This is a genomic window from Paractinoplanes rhizophilus, assembly GCF_042664765.1.
In the GTDB taxonomy this organism is placed as follows: domain Bacteria; phylum Actinomycetota; class Actinomycetes; order Mycobacteriales; family Micromonosporaceae; genus Actinoplanes; species Actinoplanes rhizophilus.
Map to the genome: position 1 here is coordinate 1 of NZ_JBHTBJ010000060.1, position 17848 is coordinate 17848.

The following is a 17848-nucleotide window of genomic DNA, read 5'->3' on the forward strand; positions in this document are numbered from 1 at the left end:
CGGCGAGCGCGCCGCCGGCCCGCCAGGCGCCGCCGCCGACGCGGCCGCGCACGGCGGGCTCAACGTGGCGGGCCACCGCCGCCGGCATCGGCCCGGCCGCCGGGCGGCCGCCGTGGAAACAGCGCCGCAGGAACTCCCCGAACGAGGCGGCGCCGCGGGGCACGTCGTGGCGGAGCACCGCGTCCGGCACGTGCCGCCAGCGGCCGCCGGTCAGCACCCGCATCCGGGCCGGCAGCTCCGCCTCGCGTCGGCCGAAGCCGCCGGCCTCGCGGAACGGCGCGCGGCGCACGACCATGCCGGCCGGGCCGCCGGGCGCGACCGTCCACATCAGCTCGTCGGCCAGCCAGCGCGGCCGCCGGTCGGGCCAGTCGGGGTGCAGGCCGCCGCCGGCGCCGACCACCGCCGGGTCGGCGAAGGCGCGGGCGAGCCGGGCCAGCCAGTGCGGATCGGCGACCACGTCGGCGTCGAGGAAAGCGATCAGCTCGGTCCGGGCGAGGAACGCGCCGGTGTCGCGGCTGCCGGCGCGGCCGGGAGCGTACGTGTTCGCCAGGACCGTCGCGCCGGCCAGGTCGCGGCGCACCCGGCGGAAGTACGCGGTGTCGTGGTCGACCACGACCACCACCTCGGCGGGCCGGTGGGTCTGCGAGCGGGCGGAGGCGACCGCGCGGGTCAGCTGGGGCCAGCGGCTCGGCGGTCCGGCCGTGACGACGACCGTCACTCGGGGGTGGTCCACGGCTCAGTCCTCGAAGACGGGCAGCGGCTTGCGGGCGGCAGCCGTGCGGCGGCGGGTGGTGACGTTGCGGTCGAGCGGCACGGCGCCGATGGCGGGCCGGTTGACCGGGCGGCCCCGGGACTCGGTGGTGATCCGCTGGTGGTCGATCGGGGCGCGGTGGCCGCGGGGCTCGGTGGCGGCCCGGCGGCGGGAGCGGGCCCGGCCGTACTCGCTGAGGATCGTGCGCAGGACCCGGAAGCCGTCCCGGACGGTGTTGAGGTTGCTCTCGCCGTGCAGGCGGGCGTGCTCCACGCTGCCCACCTCGCCGACCCGCAGGCCGCCGGCCGCGGCCCGAATGTTGATCATCGTTTCGATCTCGAAGCCGTCGCCCCACAGCTTGCCGCCGCCGGCCGGCCGCGGCAGCCGGATGTCCGGCAGGCCGAGCGTCGGGACGACGCTGCGCCAGAAGGCGTTGTAGCCGTAGCAGAGGTCGGTGAAGCGGGTGCCGAACAGCGCGTTCACCACCAGGTTGAGCCCATCGTTGCCGAGCTTGCGCAGCGGGGTGATGTCGTCGCTGCGCCCGCCGTGCGAGAAGCGCGAGCCCTTGACGAAGTCGGCGCCGTCGACCAGCCGCCGGACGAAGAACGGGATCTCGGCCGGGTCGGTCGAGCCGTCCGCGTCGATCATCACGATGATGTCGCCGGTGCTGGCGGCGAAGCCGCAGGCCAGGGCGTTGCCCTTGCCGGTGCGGGTCTGGCGCACGACGACCACGTCGGGGCGCAGCTCGCGGGCGACGGCGACGGTGCGGTCGACCGAGCCGCCGTCGACCAGCACCACCTGGTGGAGGCCGGCCGGTAGGGCGGCGAGGACGTGCGGGAGGTTGCGCTCCTCGTTGAGCGCCGGGATGACAACGCTTACCGTGGGTGACAAATAGCCGTAACGCTCTGTATGAGTAGGCCTCATCGTCGGCCCCTTCCCGGGCTCGCGAATCGACTCCTACCGGGCGGATTCGGGGGATCCGCATGTCGTTCGCTCCGGGACCACGTTAAGCACGACATTACGGAGCGTCAACTGCCAGGATTTTGGCCCTGGTCACGACCGTCCCACTGATTACTTTCAGTCACAAATTCCGTCGGCCGGCGCCCGGGGAGTGATCAAGGTCACCGACGGTGAACATTACGAAGCGTGAGGGAGCGGGGGTTACGGTGAGGACCCTGTCCGCCGCTGCCCGTAGCTTTCGGGCTCCGTCACCGTTGGTGAAGCGATGAAATCGGAAAACGCCCTCTGTGTCTGTGGCCATCCGCACCGGGCGCACGAGCACCACCGCCGCGGCACCGAGTGCGCGCTGTGCGGGCCGGACCAGTGCCCCCGCTTCCGCCGGGCCGGCTGGTGGCGCCGCCTGGTACCCGGCCGCTGAGCCGCCTGTCCGCCCTGGTGAGAGCGTCATCACCATAGGTGGGGGTGCGCGAATCGCCCCGATGCGGGTGGCTTAGCGTCTCTGCCTGACGCAAGGTGTGCGCGGTAAACGGCCGCACTGTCGGTGGCGGGGCTCGTCCCACAAGGACGGACTCCGCCATTCTTTTCGCCGCCGGCACGCCGACCCTAGGGCCGGTAGTCGCGCAGGAACGTCACGAGCGCGTCGTGGTACGGCATCAGCGTGGTCAGGTCGACGTACTCGGCCGGCCCGTGCTGCCCGTCCCCGCCCGGCCCGAAGATCACCGCGTCGATCCCGAGCGCGTGGTAGTACCGCCCGTCCGCGGCGCCGTGCTTGCGCAGCAGGTCTCCGGAATGACCGACGGACCGCGCCGCCGCCCGCAGCCCCACCACCCCCGGCCCGGCCGGGTCGGCGAAGTGCGGCGGCCCCAGCTCCGCCACGGTGGCCGTGAGCCCGGTGACCTTGCCGAGGTGCGCGGCCACCTCGGCCCGGGTGCGGCCCTCGAAGTCCGGGTCGGCCGGCGGATAGCGGATGTCCAGCCACGCCTCCGCGGCCGCCGGCACCTGGTTGAAGGCGTGGTTCGGCGTCGCGATCCGGGCGACGTTGACGGTGGTGGCCCACGCCTCCGCGGCCGGCACCGGATACCGCTCCAGGAGCCGGCCGACGCCCGCGGTCAGCGCCAGCACCGCGTTCTCCCCGAGCCACGGATAGGCGGCGTGGGCCGCGAGCCCGGTCGCCGCCAGCCGCGCGTGGCAGATGCCCTTGGACTCGTTCACCACCTTGAGCCCGCTCTGTTCCCCGATGACCACGAAGCCGGCCCGCACGCCCCGCGCGAGCTGGTGCCCCGTTCCGTCCGGCCCGCCGACCTCCTCGTCGGTGACAAGCTGCAACCCGATCGGGTACGCCAGGCGCGCCGCGACCGCGCGGAACACCGACGTCATCACCAGCGCGGCCGCCTTCATGTCGTGCGCCCCGCGCCCGTAGAGCCGATCCCCGTCCCGTCGCGGCGCGAACTGCTCGTCCGGCGCCGGCACCACATCCAGGTGCGCGTTGAGGATGACCCGCAGCTCGTCGCCACCCCCGGCCGGACGCAACAGCGCGCTGGGCTTGCCGTGGGACTCGAACCGCCGCACGGCGAAGCCCGGCCCCGCCTCGCCGATCACCAGCTCGAGGGCCCGCGCCAGCTCGCCGGGCCGGTCGGCCGTCGAGCGGATCGCGATCAGTTCGGCGAGACGGTCCGTCCACGGCGTCATGCCCTTCAGGATTCCCCCGCCGTCAAGACCACGCCCGCCGTCAAGACCACGTTTGTCGCGGTGGCGCGGAGGGTACCGGCCGCTCATGGCGACGCGGACCCTCGGCAACCGATACCACCTGGTGCGTCGCATCGGCCGGGGCGGTATGTCCGAGGTGTGGCACGGGCACGACGAGGTCCTCGACCGCCCGGTCGCCGTCAAGGTGATGGCGCCGGGCCAGGAGATCCCCATAGATCTCGTCCGCGCGGAGGCCCGCTCCGCCGCCCGGCTGGCCCACCCCAACGTCGCCGGCGTGCACGACTTCGGCACCTCGGCCGACCAGCCGTACATCGTGATGGAGCTGGTCGAGGGCCGCACGCTGGGCGCCCATCTGGCGAACGGCCCGCTCGACTGGCGGATCTCGGTGCGGATCTGCGCCGAGGTCGCGGCCGGGCTGGCCGCGGCGCACGCCGAGCACGTCGTCCATCAGGACATCAAGCCCGGCAACATCATGCTCACCCCGTCCGGCGCGAAGGTCCTCGACTTCGGCATCGCCGCCGCGGTCGGCGCCGCCGATCCCGACCCGGACGGCCCGGTGATGGGCACCCCGGCCTTCGTGGCGCCGGAGCGGTTCGCCGGGCACCCCGCCACCCCGGCGACCGACATGTTCGCCCTCGGCACGCTCCTCTATCAGTGCCTGTCGGGCCGTCTGCCGTGGACGGCGACGACGCCGACCGAGCTGGTCGAGGCCACCTGCAAGCTGGACCCCGAGCCGCTGCCCGACATCGCCGGCCTGCCGCCCGAGGTGGTCGACCTGTGCTCGCGCTGCCTGTCGAAGGAGCCGGCCGAACGGCCGACGGCGCTGGTGGCCGCGCTGCTGCTGGGCGAGGCGGTGGACGCCCGGGTCTACGTCCCGATGCGCGACCTGGCCCCCATCGTGGTGACCGACTGGGCCGACGAGCCCACCTCGAAGGCCGGCCGCCACCGCGCGCCCTAGCACCACCGCTCCGACCTTCCGCGCGCGGCGCCACCTTCCGCGCGCCGCGCCACCTTCCGCGCGCCGCGCCACCTTCCGCGCGCCGCGCCACCTTCCGCGCGCCGGACGCGCCGCCTCCGTGTGATCAGCCGCTGCGCGGCACGACCACCACCGGGCGGCGCGCCCGCCGGATCAGCCGCGCCGACACGCCGCCGAGCAGCACCCGGCGCGCCGGGCCGTAGCCGCGGGAGCCGCAGAACAGCACGTCCACCTCGTCCAGCTCGGCGAGCGTGTCCACCACCTCGCCGGGCAGCACGCGCCAGTCGGCGTCGCAGGCGGGCACCGCGGCCACCGCGGCCTCCAGCGAGCGCTCGTAGATCTCCCGGGCGGTCTCCAGGAAGGCCCGCTCGGCGTCCTCGCCGATCAGGAACGGCTTCGCCGCGTCGCCGGTGGCCACCACGGTGTACAGGCGGAGCCGGGCGCCCAGCCGGGCGGCGAACCGGGCGGCCTCGGCGAGGGCGGCGCGTCCGTCCGGCGTGTCGACATAGGCCACGCCGATGACGCCCAGCGAGCCGGGCGCGGCGGACAGCTCGGCGGGTGCGACCGCCACCGGGCAGAGGCTGCCGGAGAGCAGGCGATCGGCGGTGCTGCCCGGATAGAGGCGCTCGCGCGGCGCGTCCTTGCCCGAGCCGACCACGATCAGCGCGGCGCCCACCTCCTCGGCGAGGTCGTGCAGGCCGTGCGCGGCCGAGGAGGAGGCGATCGAGCGGTACGACGCCTCGGCCCCGCCGAGGACGGCGCGCGCCGCGTCGAGGACCTGCTCGGCGGCGCGGTGGCGGTCGGCCACCCATTCGGCGTCGACCCGTCCGGAGCCGAGCGCGGACGGCGCGGGATGGACCACGGCCACGATCAGCGGGACGCCGAGCGTCTCCGCGGCCCAGCGGCCCAGCGCGAGCGCCCCGGCGCCGGGCGCCCCGGCGATCACCGGCCCGGTCACGACTGATCACCCCGCCCCGAATCCGGCGACCCGGGTGAAGGCTCGCCCGGCGAAGGCGTCCCGGGCGAAGGCGATCCGGGCGAAGGCGATCCCGACGAAGGCGTACCGGGCGGGTGGTCGCGCGCCCATCCCGGCGTGCCCACCGGCTCGCTGCGCAGCCGCGAGTTCCGGTACCCGTACACCGCGTAGATCACGATGCCGACCGCGAGCCACACCACGAACCGCACCCACGTCTCCCACGGCAGGTCGCTCATCAGGTAGACCGCGAACGCCACCCCGATCAGCGGCAGCACCGGCGACCACGGCACCCGGTACGGCCGCGGCATCTCGGGCCGGGTCCGGCGCAGGATGATGACGCCGATGTTGACCAGGACGAACGCGAACAGCGTGCCGATGTTGACCAGCTCCACGATGGCGCCGAGCGGGACCAGCGCGGCCAGGATCGAGATCAGCACGCCGAGGCCGATGGTCAGCATCGCCGGCGTGCCGTAGCGCTGGTTGACCGTCGCCAGCCGCTGCGGCATCAGGCCGTCGCGGCACATCGCGAACATGATCCGGGTCTGGCCGTAGAAGATGACCAGCACGACGCTGGTGATGGCGATGACCGCGCCGAGCGCCAGGACGCCGGCCGCCCAGCCGATGCCGGCGCCCTGGTCGAGCGCGGCGGCCAGCGGCGCGTCGCTGTCCTTGATCTGGTCGGGGGAGGCGATGCCGAGCGCGCCGATCCCGGTGAGCACGTAGAACACCGTGCAGATCAGCAGCGAGCCGATGATCGCCCAGGGCAGGTCGCGTTCCGGCCTGCGGGCCTCCTCGCTGCCGGTGGAGACCGCGTCGAAGCCGATGTAGGCGAAGAAGATGATCGCCGCGGCGCTGGTCACCCCGTCCACGCCGGCCGGGGCGAACGGGGTGAAGTGGGCGGTGCTGAAGTTCGCGAACGCCACGACGATGAAGAACAGCAGCACGATCAGCTTGATGACGACCATCACCAGGTTGACCCGCACGCTCTCGGTGACCCCGCGCACCAGCAGGAACGTGATCGCGAGGACCACGACGACGGCGGGCAGGTTGAACACACCGCCGTCCGAGGGCGACTTGGCGATCGCGTCCGGCAGGGCCCAGCCGAACGCGGCGTCGAGGAACGCGTTGAGGTTGCCGCCCCAGCCGACCGCGATGGCGGCCACCGACACGCCGTACTCCAGGATCAGGTCCCAGCCGATGATCCAGGCGACCAGTTCGCCGAGCGTCGCGTAGGAGTACGTGTACGCGCTGCCGGAGACCGGGATGGACGAGGCCAGCTCCGCGTAGGACAGCGCGGAGAACGCGCAGGCCACCGCGGCCAGCACGAAGGACAGCACGACGGCGGGCCCGGCGATCCCGGCGCCCTTGCCGATCACCACGAAGATGCCGGTGCCGATGATGGCGCCGACGCCCATCGCGGTCAGCTGGGTCACGCCGACGGCCTTCTTGAGGCCGTGCCCCTCCTCGGCGGTCTCGGTGATCAGCGAGCGCACGTCCCGTACCGCGAAGATTCCAGGTTTGTCGGTTGTCACGGGTTCACCCACCTCCGGCAGCGGCGACCTCCGGTCTCACCTTGTGCTCATCCGGTGACACTGCGCAAGTTGAGAGGGTGCCGAAAGCCGCGCCCGCCTGCGGCGCGAGCGACGGCCGTTGTACCGTGGGGCGATGGGAGAGGCGGCGGTGACGACACGTCGGCAGGCCGACGGGACCATCGTCGTCGACGTGCGTGGCAGCCTCGACGCGGCCACCGTGGACGCCGTGCGCGAGACCCTGACCGGCACGCTCCAGCGGGAGCGCCCGGTGGCGCTGATCGTCGACCTGACCTTCGTGGTCTTCATGGATTCGATGGGCGTCGGCATGCTGGTCAGCGGGTTCAACACGGCCCGCGAGACGGGCACCCGGTTCGTGCTGCGCAACCCCAGCGAGTTCGTCCACCATCAACTCCGGGTGACCGGGCTGGCCGAGATGTTCGGCCTGCCGCCGTCCTCGTCCTCGACGCAGTCGTTCACCCCCTGACCCCCGCCCCGGTTTCGCGCGCGCGATCGTGCGGCGGCGGCTAATGTGCGGTCATGGAACGGGTCGCCGGGGCGTGGTGTGACGGCGGCGCGGTCTGCTTCCGGCTCCCCGATCAAGATCAAGAGCTGGCGGGCGTACGGCTGATCTGCGGTGTCCTGGGCTCCCCGGAATTCACGTACGCCGCCGAGCGCAAGCACTGGGAGCTGCGGCTGCCCCGGCCGGACGCGGCCCGCATCGAGTACCGGCTCGAGCTGACCCACCGTGACGGGCGCCGCGAGACGGTCTGCGACCAGGGCAACCCGCGGCGCGCCCCGGGCGGCTTCGGCGAGTCGTCGGTGCTCTGGTGCCCCGATTACCGCGAGCCCGACTGGCTGCACCTGCCCCCGGCCGGCGGGCAGTGGCGGGAGGCCCGCTCGGCCGACGCGCGGGTCTGGTCGCCCGCCTGCCCCACCGACCGGATGCTGGTCGCCCACGACGGCCCCGACTACGACAAGTACGCGGAGCTCGGCCGGTACGTGACCGCGTCCCTGGCGGCCGGACGCATCGCGCCGTTCCACCTCGTGCTGCTGCCCGCACCCGACCGCTTCGAGAATTACTCGGCTTCCACCCCGTACGCGAAAAAACTGACCACCGTGACCCTGCCCGCCCTGCGCGCGGAACTGGACGCCCCGGCGCCGGTCGTCGGCGCCGGCGCCAGCCTCGGCGCCCTCGCCATGCTGCACGCCCAGCGCCACGCGCCGGAGCTGTTCGCCGGCCTGTTCCTGCAGTCGGGCAGCTTCTTCCAGCGCCGGTTCGACCCGCAGGAGTCGGGCTTCGCGCGCTACCAGCGGATCACCCGGTTCGTGGGGCGGGTCCTGCGCGCCGCCTCCGGGCCCGGCGTGCCGGCCACGCTGACCTGCGGCACGGTCGAGGAGAACCTGGCCAACAACCGCAGCATGGCCGCGGCCCTGGGCGCGCAGGGGTACGAGGTCACGTTCGTGCCGAACCGCGACGCGCACAACTGGATCGGCTGGCGCGACGCGCTCGATCCGCACCTGACCACGCTGCTGCGGCGCGTGTGGCCCTAGCTGTCTCACCCCTCGTTTCGCACCCCTCGGGAGGACGACGTGGCGGACGTCGAGCACACCATCGGACTGTTGCTGGGCACCGAGGACGACTGGCCGCGGGCGTACGAGGCGCTGTTGCGCCGCCTCGGCGTGGTCACCGGCCCGGACGGCCGGACCCACCGCGCCATCTCGGAGCGGGTCACCATCGAGCCGTTCAATTTGCGGTACAAGCCCCGGCACGACCTGGTCATCGACCGGCTCGCGTACTGGTACTACCACCCGCGCGAGTGGCTCAAGAAGATCGCCCTGATGGACGACGTGTACCTGCTGAACAGCCCGTTCACGTTCCAGTCCATGGAGAAGCACGCCGCCTACTGCGCGATGATGCGGCTCGGCCTCAAGGTGCCCGAGACGGTGCTGGTCCCGTACAAGAATCCGCTCGACAACTCCCGGTACGCCTACACCGCGGCGCGCTACAACCAGGCCTTCGACCTGGACCGGACGGCCGAGCAGGTCGGCTATCCGATGTTCATGAAGCCCTACGACGGCGGCGCCTGGGTCGGCGTGTCCCGGATCCGCAACCCGCAGGAGCTGCACGCCGCCTACGACGCCTCCGGCGAACGGCTGATGCACCTGCAGGCCGCGGTCGAGGGGTACGACGTGTTCGCCCGCTCGCTGACCATCGGCCCCGAGACGATGGTCATGAAGTTCCGCCCCGAGCAGCCCATGCACGCCCGGTACGAGGTGGACCACGGCTTCCTGTCGGCCGAGACCGGCCACGAGGTGGTGACCATCTCGCGCCTGGTCAACGCGTTCTTCCGCTGGGAGTTCAACTCCTGCGAGTCGCTGGTGCGCGGCGGCGACGTGCACCCGATCGACTACGCGAACGCCTGCCCCGACGTCGCCATCACCTCGCTGCACTACTACTTCCCGTGGGCGATGGCCGCGCTGCTGCGCTGGACGGTCTTCTGCGTGGTCACCGGCCGCAGGCCGCGCCTGGACACCGACACGGCCCGCTATTTCGCCATCGGCGACGACGAGTCGCTGTCCTACGCCGAGAAGCTGGCCGAGTACCGCCGCCTGGCCGACGAGTACTTCGAGACCGACCGCTACCGCGAGTTCTGCGAGACCTGCCTGCCGCACGTCGACGAGATGGTCCACGACTGGGTCAGCTCGGAGGAGTTCCGCTCGCTGCTGCGCGAGACGATCCGCGCCACGTACCCGGTGCACGAGCACGAGAAGTTCGAGGGCCATTTCGGCGGCCTGATCGACGCCTGGGTGCGGGACAACGGCTGAGTCCCGTTCCGGTTCTGTCAGACCCCCGGCCTACAGTCGGAACCGTGCTGATCCGGATCGAGGGACGCGACCTGCCGGCGGGCGACGAGCTCCGGCTGCGCAACGTGCACGTGGGTGTGCAGCGCAAGGCCGAGGTGGTCGAGCGCGTGCCGGTGACGGCCCCGGCGGCGGCGTGGGAGCTCGAGGTGACCGCGCGCGAGATCGACGGGCTGCTCGACGTCGGCGGGCCGTTCGTGCACGGCCGGCCGGGAGCCCGGTTCCTCTATCTGAGCTGGGGCAACGTGTCCGGGTCCGGCTTCGAGATGTTCCGCCGGGCCAAGCTGATGTTCGGCGACATCCCGACACCGGTGCTGCGCGCCGCGTTCGAGGGCGGCGGCGTCCTGGTGGGCGAGTTGGGGCTTTCCGACGCGTACGGCGATCCGGTGTGTGCCCGGGTCCGCCCGCCCGACATCGTCTGGACGCTGCGATGACCGTTGCTGTCCAGGCCGGGGTGCGGGTGCTGCACGGGTTCGTGGCGGCCGACGGTGCGCTCTGTCTCTGGGGCGAGTCGGACATGTCGTGGGAATTCCGGCGGGGGAGCGGGCACCCGTTCGCGGTCGAGCGTGACCGGCTGCCCTGGGGCGAGCACCTCGCGCACGCCACCGTCGTGCTGCCGTCGACCAGCGCGGGGCCGCTGCCGTCGCCGCAGCTCGGGCTCGCGCCCCGGCGGGGGACGCCCCGGCCGCGAGCGTGGCAGGTGCCGGCCGTGTCGGTGCCGTTCGTCGACGACGACCTGGTGGACGAGTTCGACGGGCGGGCCGGGCACTCCACGCGGTGGCTGATCGAGCTGTGCGCGTTCGCGGCCGATCTGGTGCGCCGCGGGCGGGTGCTGCCGTCGGTGCTGCCGCACGGGCCGATCGCCCGGTGGCGGCCGGTGCTCACCGGCTTCGACGCGATCCACCACGGCGACCTGCTGCGCCGCATGCCGGCCGCCTGCCGCGCCGCGACCGGCGGCCTGCCCGCCGCCGACGTCCTGGCCACGGCGTTGCACCGGCTGGTCGACGGCCTGGTCCGCACCCGGCTCGCGGTGGCCGGCGTCGAGATCGGCGACGGCTGGCTGGCCGCGCTGACCGGCGATCCCTCCTTCACGGCCGCGCCGGCGCTGGCCGACGAGCTCGCCGACCGGCTCGACGCCTGGCACGCGAGCGCCGCCTCGGGCGCGGCGGTGCGGCTCTGCTTCCGGCTGAGCCACCTGCACGAGCTCGACGAGGAGCCGGACGCGACCGACGCCACGACCGCCACCCAGCCGCCCCGCCCGGATGCCGGCGTTCCCGGCCCGGATGCCGGCGTTGCCGGCCCGGATGCCGGCGTTGCCGGCTCGGCGGTCGATGTTTCCGACCTGGCTGCCGGCGCCCGGGGCTCCGGCGGGGCCGAGGCGGGGGTCGCTTCCGGCGGGCGTGATCTCTGGCTGCTCGAGTTCTTGCTGCAGGCCGTCGACGAGCCGAGCGCGCTGGTCACCGCGGCCGACATCTGGCGGGACGAGTACGCGCCGCTGCGCCGCTGGACGCGGCACCCGCAGGAGCGGCTGCTCGGCGGGCTCGGGCGGGCCGCCCGGCTCTACCCCGGCCTGCAGGCCGCGCTGCGGGTGCCCCGGCCGGTCGACATGGTGCTCGACACCGCCGAGGCGCACGCGTTCCTCGGCCAGGCCGCCGTCCTCGAGGAGGCCGGCTACGGCGTGCTGCTGCCCGCCTGGTGGCGCGAACGGCAGGGGCTCGGGCTCTCGCTCGAGCTGCGCGGCCGCGACCCGGTCCCGCCGGTGCTGCGCGACGAGGCGGCCGACCTGGCGCACATGGTCGACTACCAGTGGGGGCTGGCGGTCGGCGGGCAGTCGCTCACCGAGTCCGAGCTGGCCGACCTCGCCCAGGCCAAGGTGCCGCTGGTGCGGCTGCGCGGGCGCTGGGTGTACCTCGATCCCGGCCATCTCGCGGCCGGGCTGCGGTTCCTCCAGCGCGGCGGGGGCTCGATGACCGCGGGCGCGGCGCTGCGCACGATCCGGCTCCTGCCGCCCGAGGAGCTGCCGCTGCCGGTCACCGCGGTCGGCGGCAAGGGCTGGCTGGCCGACCTGCTGTCCGGCGAGCTCGACCGGCGGCTGGAACTGCTCGACCAGCCCGCGGGCCTGGCCGGGGTGCTGCGGCCGTACCAGAAACGGGGTTTTTCCTGGTTGGCGTTTCTCGACGGGCTCGGGCTGGGCGCCTGTCTCGCCGACGACATGGGGCTGGGCAAGACCGTGCAGCTGCTGGCGCTGCTGCTGCATCGGCGGGCCGGACCGGCCCTGCTGGTCTGCCCGCTCTCGGTGCTCGGCAACTGGCAGCGCGAGTGCGAGCGCTTCGCGCCGTCGCTGGTCGTCAAGGTGCTGCACGGCGCCGAGCGGCCCGCCCCCGCCACGCTGGCCGGCGCCGACCTGGTGCTCACCACCTACGCCACCGCCGTGCGCGACGCCGACGACCTGGCCGCCCTGGAGTGGGACCGGGTGGTGCTCGACGAGGCGCAGCACGTCAAGAACAGCGGTAGCGGGGTGGCCAAGGCCGTCCGTCGCTTCCGCTCGCGGATGCGCATCGCCTTGACGGGTACGCCGGTGGAGAACCGCCTCGCCGAGCTGTGGTCGATCCTCGACTTCCTGAATCCGGGCATGCTCGCGTCGCCGCACACGTTCCGGGCGCGGTTCGCCGTGCCGATCGAGCGCTTCGGCGACGAGGACGCGGCCGCCCGGCTGCGCCACGCCACCCGGCCGTTCCTGCTGCGGCGGGTGAAATCCGATCCCACGGTCATCGCCGACCTGCCCGACAAGCGCGCGGTGCGGCACCTGTGCGGGCTGACGACCGAGCAGGCGACGCTGTACCGCGCGGTGCTCGACGACATGACGACGCGCCTGGCGGAGAGCACCGACAAGTGGAACAAGGGCATCGTGCTGGCCGCGATGACCAAGCTGAAACAGGCCTGCGTGCACCCGGCGCTGCTGCTCGGCGACGGTTCGCCGCTGCCCGGCCGCTCCGGCAAGCTCGAACGGCTCGAGGAGATCCTCGACGGCGCGCTGGCCGAGGGCGAGAGCGTGCTGTGCTTCACCCAGTTCGCCAAGTTCGGCGCGATGCTGACGCCTCATCTGGCGGCCCGCTTCGGCGTGCCGGTGCGGTACCTGCACGGCGGCACCACGCGCGCCGACCGCGACGCGATGGTCGCGGAGTTCCAGGACGACCCCCGCCCCGGCGTCTTCGTGCTCTCGCTGAAGGCCGGTGGCACCGGCATCAACCTGACCGCCGCCAACCACGTGGTGCACGTCGACCGCTGGTGGAACCCGGCCACCGAGGCGCAGGCCACCGACCGCGCCTACCGCATCGGCCAGCGCCGCGACGTCCAGGTGCACACGCTGGTCTGCCTGGGCACGCTCGAGGAGCGCATCGACCGGCTGCTCGCCGGCAAGGGCGTGCTCGCCGAGCGGGTCGTGGGCAACGGGGAGGGGTGGCTGACCGCGCTCGACACGGCGGAGCTGCGGGAGCTCGTCCGACTGGCCCCGGAGGCGATCGTTGACTGACTTTGCTTCGGCGCCGGCCCGGGTGGCGCCATGACTGACGATCGGCTGGCGCTCGCGTTTCTCGGGACCTTCGAGTCGTTGCGGATGGGGCCGACGTTCGCCCGCGGGCGGCGCGACGAGCGGGCCGGGCATGTGCGGCAGCTGACCATCTCGGGGAGCCTCGTGGTGGCGCTGGTGCGCGGGCCGGAGGATCCAACGGCGTTCCGGTCGCGGATCGCGGTGCGGTCGTTCGGGGCCTCGGAGTGGGCGCGGGTCGAGCGGGATCTGGTGGCCGAGGCGCGCTTCGCGGCCGGGCTGCTGGCGGGGCGGATGCCGGCCGGGATCGGTGAGGTGTTCGCGGCGGCGGGGCTCAGCCTGGTGCCGCTGTCGCTGGACGAGGTGGCGATGGACTGCACCTGCGAGCGGTGGCCGATGCCCTGCGTGCACCTCGCGGCGACGTGTTACGCGCTGGCGCGGTCGTTCGAGGAGGACCCGTTCGGCGTCTTCGCCTGGCGCGGGCGGCATCGCGACGAGCTGCTGCTGCATCTGCGCGAGTTGCGCGCGTCGGTGGCGCTGGACGCCCACGAGGCCGCGCGGTCCGCGGCGCGCCCGGCGCCCGGCGCCGGCTTGCCCGACCTTTCGGATGTTTCCGGTTCATCCGGTTCGGGGAAAGAGTGGTTCGAGGAGTTCTGGGGCGGGGAACCCGCGCCGCCCGCCGCGGTCGATGGGCGGCCGGGGGCCGTCACCAGACCCGACGCGTTGCTCGATCAGCTTGATCCGCCGCCGCTCTCGCATGACGGTCGTCCCGTTGCCGACCTGCTGCGGCCGGCGTACCTCGCCATGCCCGAAGAATAGGCGGAGTCCGTTCTTCCACGATCGGGGCATACCCTGTGAAACCGGCCGGTCACTTACCGTGTCCATGGTCTCCTTGTCAAGGCATAACTCTTTGTCAAGAGAAGGTGTGACATGAACCGATTTACCCGGATGCTTATGATGACCGGCCTCGGCCTGGTAACGGGCGTCACGGTCGGCGTGGGACCGGCTATGGCCGCCTCCGGCACCGGCCAGGGGGCGGCGCGGTCGGAGGGCAGTGCCAACGCTCAGGCGCGCAGCGACCGGGGCGACCGGCTCGTCGGATACTTCCGCAGCTGGCGGATGTGCGAGCGGGCCGGCGAATTCGGCGAGGACGAAGGCTACTGGGAGGACTACGACTGCATCCCGGTCCGCGCCGGCGCGTTCCGGACGCGTGTCGCCCTGGTCGTCGACTTCGACGACTGGGGACACGGATGGACGGGGCACTGGCCGGGCCGCTGGTGGGTCGGCGGCTGGTGGCCGGGTCACGGCAACTGGGACCACGACTGGGGATGGCCGGGCAACGGCTGGGGCAACAACGGCTGGGGCAACAACGGCTGGGGCAACAACGGCTGGGGCAACAACAACCACAAGGGCCACCACAAGCACCACGACAACGACGGTGACGACGGCGGCAACGACGACGGCGGCGGCAACGACAACTTCGGGCCGGGCAGCCACCAGGGCCTGCGCGGCTGATCCGCTCAGCGACGCATGACCGGACGAGCCACACCCGATCGGGTGTGGCTCGTTTCGTGCCGCCGGGCGGCGGCAGCGTCACCAGGCGACGGCCGCGTAGTCCTTGAGGAAGCAGCCGTACACGTCCTCGCCGCGCTCGCCGCGAACGATCGGGTCGTAGACCCGGGCCGCGCCGTCGACCAGGTCGAGCGGGGCGTGGAAGCCCTCGCCGGCCAGCCGTACCTTGGTCGGGTGCGGCCGCTCGTCGGTGATCCAGCCGGTGTCGACGCTGGTCATCAGGATGCCGTCGGCGAACATGTCGGCGGCGCTGGTGCGGGTCAGCATGTTCAGCGACGCCTTCGCCATGTTGGTGTGCGGGTGCCCGGCGCCCTTGTACCCGCGGGCGAAGATGCCCTCCATGGCCGAGACGTTCACCACGTAGCGGCGCGCGAACGACGACCTCGTCATCGCCGGGCGCAGACGGCTGACCAGGATGAACGGCGCTGTCACGTTGCAGAGCTGCACCTCCAGCAGCTCCAGCGGGTCGACCTCGTGGACCCGGTCGCTCCAGCTGTTGGTCGGCGTGACGTCGGGGACCAGCCCGCCGGCGTCGATCGCGGCCGAGCGGGCGACCAGCGCCAGCTCGGTGACCTGCTGGGCGCTCAGCGAGGACGCGGCGCCGGAGGTGAGCACGGCCGCCGGCGACACCCCGGCCGTGCCGAAGTACTCCAGCTCGGGCAGCGGGCCGTCGGGCAGCGCCTCGCGCTCGGCGGCCGCGATCGCCGCGTAGGCGCCGGGCGTGCGGCGTACGGTCTGGGCCGCGTTGTTGATCAGGATGTCCAGCGGCCCGCGCGCCGCGACCGCGTCGGCGAGGCCGACGACCTGGGCCGGGTCGCGCAGGTCGAGGCCGACCACCCGCAGCCGGTGCAGCCAGTCGGCGCTGTCCGGCATCGCCGCGTAGCGGCGGACCGCGTCGTGCGGGAACCGCGTGGTGATGGTGAGGTCGGCGCCGTCGCGCAGCAGCCGCAGCGCGATGTACATGCCGATCTTGGCGCGCCCGCCGGTGAGCAGGGCCCGGCGACCGGTCAGATCGGTGCGGGCGTCCCGCTTGGCGTGGTTGACGGCGGCGCAGCCGGGGCAGAGCTGGTGATAGAACGCGTCGACCACGGTGTAGCGCTGCTTGCAGATGTAGCAGCCGCGGGCCTGTCGCAGGACGCCGGCCGTGCCGCCGGTGATGGTGGTGCGCAGCGGGATGCCGGCCGTCTCGTCGTCGATGCGGCCCGGCGCGCCGGTGGCGGTGGCCTCGGTGACCTCCCGGTCGGCCGCGAGGATCGCCTCGCGCCGCTCGCGGCGGCGCTGCAGCTTGACCGTCTTGAACAGCCCGGCGGTGGCCCGGCGGACGGCGACCGCGTCCGGATGCTCGGGCGGGAGCATCTCGGCCTCGGCCAGGACGGCCAGGCAGATCGCCAGCCGCTCGGGGTCCAGCCCCGCGCTCTTGTCGGCGTCGCCCGCCATTTCCGTCCGGTCTCCTTCGCTGGTGGTGGCCTACCCGGGGAACTCTACTGAGCCCCTCTGATCGGCCGCGAAGTCGCCCGCTTTACGTGAGCGTCGCCATCCGCGCGACCGGGCGGGTGGCGTGGCGGCGCGAGTTGAGCCGCTTGGGCACGACCTCGACGCGCGGCTCGCGATCGGGGTCGAGCTGCGCGGGCGACGACACCACGATCACCGACGCCAGCCCGTCCTTGAGCATCCGCAGCGCCGCGGGCCAGTCGCCGCAGATGAGGCCGGCCACCGCGTAGCGCCGGACCGCGCAGTAATCGAGGCATCGTGCCGCGTTCACCTCGAATCTGTCCGGCTGCACGAAAACAACCGCATTCGTCACCGTGACCATCTCCTCCACCCCGGGTCGCTGTGCGAGCGAGACCACCGTGTCGTGCCGCCGCCCGGCCGGCTGTCGACCGGACCCGGACGACTCGTGGCCGCGCCTCACTATTGACCCTCACCGGTCCGCGGTGGACTGTCCGTCCGGACATTTCCCTTGTACTGTCGGTTTGCCGACTGACCCAAACGTCTTTTGCCTCTTTCGCCGCGACACGTATTGACGAGCGTCGTGATAACGGGCAGTGTTGGGAGGTTCGCCCACCGTGGAGCACGGGAGCTGCCCCATGAAGGTATCGGTCGACACTAGCCTGTGCATCGGCTCGGGGACATGCGCGCTGACCGCGCCCGCCGTCTTCGGGCAGGACGAAGAGCAGGCGGTGGTCGTCGTCCTCGACGGCTCGCCGCCCGAATCCCTGCGCGCGGCGGTCGAGCTGGCCGTCCGGAGCTGCCCGGCCGCGGTCATCCGGCTGGTCGCCACCACGGAGTGAGAAGTTCTGACATACATTCAGTCACCTCGATAGCTTGTGGTTCATGCGTGCGCTGGGGGAGGCCGACGACTCGCTGCTGTTCGCGGCGGCCGAGACGTTCGGGCGGCAGGGGTACGCCGCCACGTCGGTGGACGAGGTGGCCAGGCTGGCCGGGGTCGGCCGCGGCGCGGTCCACCACCGCTACGGCACCAAGTCGGCGTTGTTCCGCAGCGCCCTGGTGTTCCGCCAACGGCGGCTCGCCGAGCGGTTCGTCTCCGCCTCCTCGGTGCGGATCGGGTGGGACGCCCTGCGCGCCGGGTGCGCGGTGATGCTCGACGCCTATCGGGACGCCGGCGTGCGGCGGATGCTGCTGATCGACGGTCCCGCGGTGCTCGGCCCCGAGCAGCTGCGGGCGGTCGAGGACGCGTACGTGGGCGACCTGCTGCGCCGCGGCCTGCAGCAGGCGACCGGCGACCGGGACGTGGAGGCGCGGCTGTCGGTGCTGCGCGGCGCGCTCGCCGAGGCGGGGCTGCTGCTGGCCCGCGATCCGGCGGCGCTGGGCGCGCTGGAACGCGAGATCGAGTCGCTGCTCGACGCGTTCCAGCGAAACCCCGCGCCGGCGTAACGCTTTTCATCCTCCCGAAACATAACTACGATCGTCGATATATGGGAGCGCTCCCAAATCACGACGACGG

17 protein-coding genes are annotated in these 17848 nt (G+C 73.0%); 10 read left to right on the forward strand and 7 right to left on the reverse strand.

The genetic code is table 11. From position 1 onward, the window contains the following. The 3 genes from ACFQS1_RS37930 to ACFQS1_RS37940 all read right to left on the reverse strand — a co-directional run. A partial coding sequence (locus ACFQS1_RS37930) for a glycosyltransferase family 2 protein (protein ID WP_378977411.1) occupies positions 1-733 on the reverse strand: 733 nt, incomplete at its 3' end. A 3-nt stretch (positions 734-736) separates the two neighbouring features. Next, a complete protein-coding gene (locus tag ACFQS1_RS37935; protein ID WP_378977413.1) occupies positions 737-1675 on the reverse strand; it encodes a glycosyltransferase family 2 protein in 939 nt (312 codons plus the stop codon). A 639-nt stretch (positions 1676-2314) separates the two neighbouring features. Beyond that, complete coding sequence (locus ACFQS1_RS37940; protein WP_378977415.1) at positions 2315-3400, reverse strand: M20 family metallopeptidase; 1086 nt, start codon at positions 3398-3400, stop codon at positions 2315-2317. 85 nt (positions 3401-3485) lie between these two features. On the opposite strand from ACFQS1_RS37940, the gene ACFQS1_RS37945 reads away from it, so the two are divergent. Continuing rightward, on the forward strand, positions 3486-4376 hold the full coding sequence (locus ACFQS1_RS37945; RefSeq protein ID WP_378977417.1) for a serine/threonine-protein kinase: 891 nt from the start codon (positions 3486-3488) through the stop codon (positions 4374-4376). 124 nt (positions 4377-4500) lie between these two features. Here the strand turns inward: ACFQS1_RS37945 and ACFQS1_RS37950 are convergent, their stop codons facing one another. Beyond that, on the reverse strand, positions 4501-5352 hold the full coding sequence (locus ACFQS1_RS37950) for a universal stress protein (protein ID WP_378977419.1): 852 nt from the start codon (positions 5350-5352) through the stop codon (positions 4501-4503). Beyond that, positions 5349-6902, reverse strand: coding sequence for an amino acid permease (locus ACFQS1_RS37955; RefSeq protein WP_378977421.1), 1554 nt, complete (start codon positions 6900-6902; stop codon positions 5349-5351). Before ACFQS1_RS37955 ends, ACFQS1_RS37950 begins: the two co-directional genes overlap by 4 nt. A gap of 148 nt (positions 6903-7050) precedes the next feature. On the opposite strand from ACFQS1_RS37955, the gene ACFQS1_RS37960 reads away from it, so the two are divergent. The 7 genes from ACFQS1_RS37960 to ACFQS1_RS37990 all read left to right on the forward strand — a co-directional run bounded on the left by ACFQS1_RS37960 (position 7051) and on the right by ACFQS1_RS37990 (position 14826). After that, a complete protein-coding gene (locus ACFQS1_RS37960) occupies positions 7051-7386 on the forward strand; it encodes an STAS domain-containing protein (RefSeq protein ID WP_378977423.1) in 336 nt (111 codons plus the stop codon). Positions 7387-7439: 53 nt separating this feature from the next. Further along, positions 7440-8453, forward strand: coding sequence for an alpha/beta hydrolase (locus ACFQS1_RS37965; protein WP_378977425.1), 1014 nt, complete (start codon positions 7440-7442; stop codon positions 8451-8453). A 39-nt stretch (positions 8454-8492) separates the two neighbouring features. Beyond that, on the forward strand, positions 8493-9728 hold the full coding sequence (locus ACFQS1_RS37970) for an ATP-grasp domain-containing protein (protein WP_378977427.1): 1236 nt from the start codon (positions 8493-8495) through the stop codon (positions 9726-9728). Positions 9729-9772: 44 nt separating this feature from the next. Further along, positions 9773-10198, forward strand: coding sequence for a DUF5990 family protein (locus ACFQS1_RS37975; RefSeq protein WP_378977429.1), 426 nt, complete (start codon positions 9773-9775; stop codon positions 10196-10198). Beyond that, on the forward strand, positions 10195-13296 hold the full coding sequence (locus ACFQS1_RS37980; RefSeq protein ID WP_378977431.1) for a DEAD/DEAH box helicase: 3102 nt from the start codon (positions 10195-10197) through the stop codon (positions 13294-13296). The genes ACFQS1_RS37975 and ACFQS1_RS37980 overlap by 4 nt, the downstream gene beginning before the upstream one ends. Before the next feature lie 30 nt (positions 13297-13326). After that, positions 13327-14130, forward strand: coding sequence for an SWIM zinc finger family protein (locus ACFQS1_RS37985; RefSeq protein ID WP_378977433.1), 804 nt, complete (start codon positions 13327-13329; stop codon positions 14128-14130). A gap of 111 nt (positions 14131-14241) precedes the next feature. Continuing rightward, positions 14242-14826 (forward strand): hypothetical protein, encoded by a 585-nt coding sequence (locus ACFQS1_RS37990; protein WP_378977435.1) that lies wholly within the window; start codon positions 14242-14244, stop codon positions 14824-14826. A 78-nt stretch (positions 14827-14904) separates the two neighbouring features. Here ACFQS1_RS37990 and ACFQS1_RS37995 read toward each other — a convergent pair whose 3' ends face one another. Together ACFQS1_RS37995 and ACFQS1_RS38000 are read right to left on the reverse strand one after the other, a co-directional pair. Then, entirely contained in the window at positions 14905-16320 is a 1416-nt protein-coding gene (locus ACFQS1_RS37995) for an SDR family NAD(P)-dependent oxidoreductase (RefSeq protein ID WP_378977437.1), read from the reverse strand. 82 nt (positions 16321-16402) lie between these two features. Beyond that, on the reverse strand, positions 16403-16687 hold the full coding sequence (locus tag ACFQS1_RS38000; RefSeq protein WP_378977439.1) for a hypothetical protein: 285 nt from the start codon (positions 16685-16687) through the stop codon (positions 16403-16405). A gap of 283 nt (positions 16688-16970) precedes the next feature. Here ACFQS1_RS38000 and ACFQS1_RS38005 point away from each other — a divergent pair, with 283 nt between their 5' ends. Both ACFQS1_RS38005 and ACFQS1_RS38010 read left to right on the forward strand, forming a co-directional pair. Beyond that, entirely contained in the window at positions 16971-17174 is a 204-nt protein-coding gene (locus ACFQS1_RS38005) for a ferredoxin (protein ID WP_378977441.1), read from the forward strand. A gap of 43 nt (positions 17175-17217) precedes the next feature. Continuing rightward, entirely contained in the window at positions 17218-17778 is a 561-nt protein-coding gene (locus tag ACFQS1_RS38010) for a TetR/AcrR family transcriptional regulator (protein ID WP_378977443.1), read from the forward strand. The last annotated feature ends 70 nt before the right edge of the window (positions 17779-17848 follow it).

Bases quoted from the DNA above. Each gene is read 5' to 3' on its own strand.
- ACFQS1_RS37935 (WP_378977413.1), bottom strand. From the start codon at position 1,675: ATGAGGCCTACTCATACAGAGCGTTACGGCTATTTGTCACCCACGGTA.
- ACFQS1_RS37940 (WP_378977415.1), bottom strand. From the start codon at position 3,400: ATGACGCCGTGGACGGACCGTCTCGCCGAACTGATCGCGATCCGCTCG.
- ACFQS1_RS37945 (WP_378977417.1), top strand. From the start codon at position 3,486: ATGGCGACGCGGACCCTCGGCAACCGATACCACCTGGTGCGTCGCATC.
- ACFQS1_RS37965 (WP_378977425.1), top strand. From the start codon at position 7,440: ATGGAACGGGTCGCCGGGGCGTGGTGTGACGGCGGCGCGGTCTGCTTC.
- ACFQS1_RS37980 (WP_378977431.1), top strand. From the start codon at position 10,195: ATGACCGTTGCTGTCCAGGCCGGGGTGCGGGTGCTGCACGGGTTCGTG.
- ACFQS1_RS37985 (WP_378977433.1), top strand. From the start codon at position 13,327: ATGACTGACGATCGGCTGGCGCTCGCGTTTCTCGGGACCTTCGAGTCG.
- ACFQS1_RS37990 (WP_378977435.1), top strand. From the start codon at position 14,242: ATGAACCGATTTACCCGGATGCTTATGATGACCGGCCTCGGCCTGGTA.
- ACFQS1_RS37995 (WP_378977437.1), bottom strand. From the start codon at position 16,320: ATGGCGGGCGACGCCGACAAGAGCGCGGGGCTGGACCCCGAGCGGCTG.
- ACFQS1_RS38005 (WP_378977441.1), top strand. From the start codon at position 16,971: ATGAAGGTATCGGTCGACACTAGCCTGTGCATCGGCTCGGGGACATGC.
- ACFQS1_RS38010 (WP_378977443.1), top strand. From the start codon at position 17,218: ATGCGTGCGCTGGGGGAGGCCGACGACTCGCTGCTGTTCGCGGCGGCC.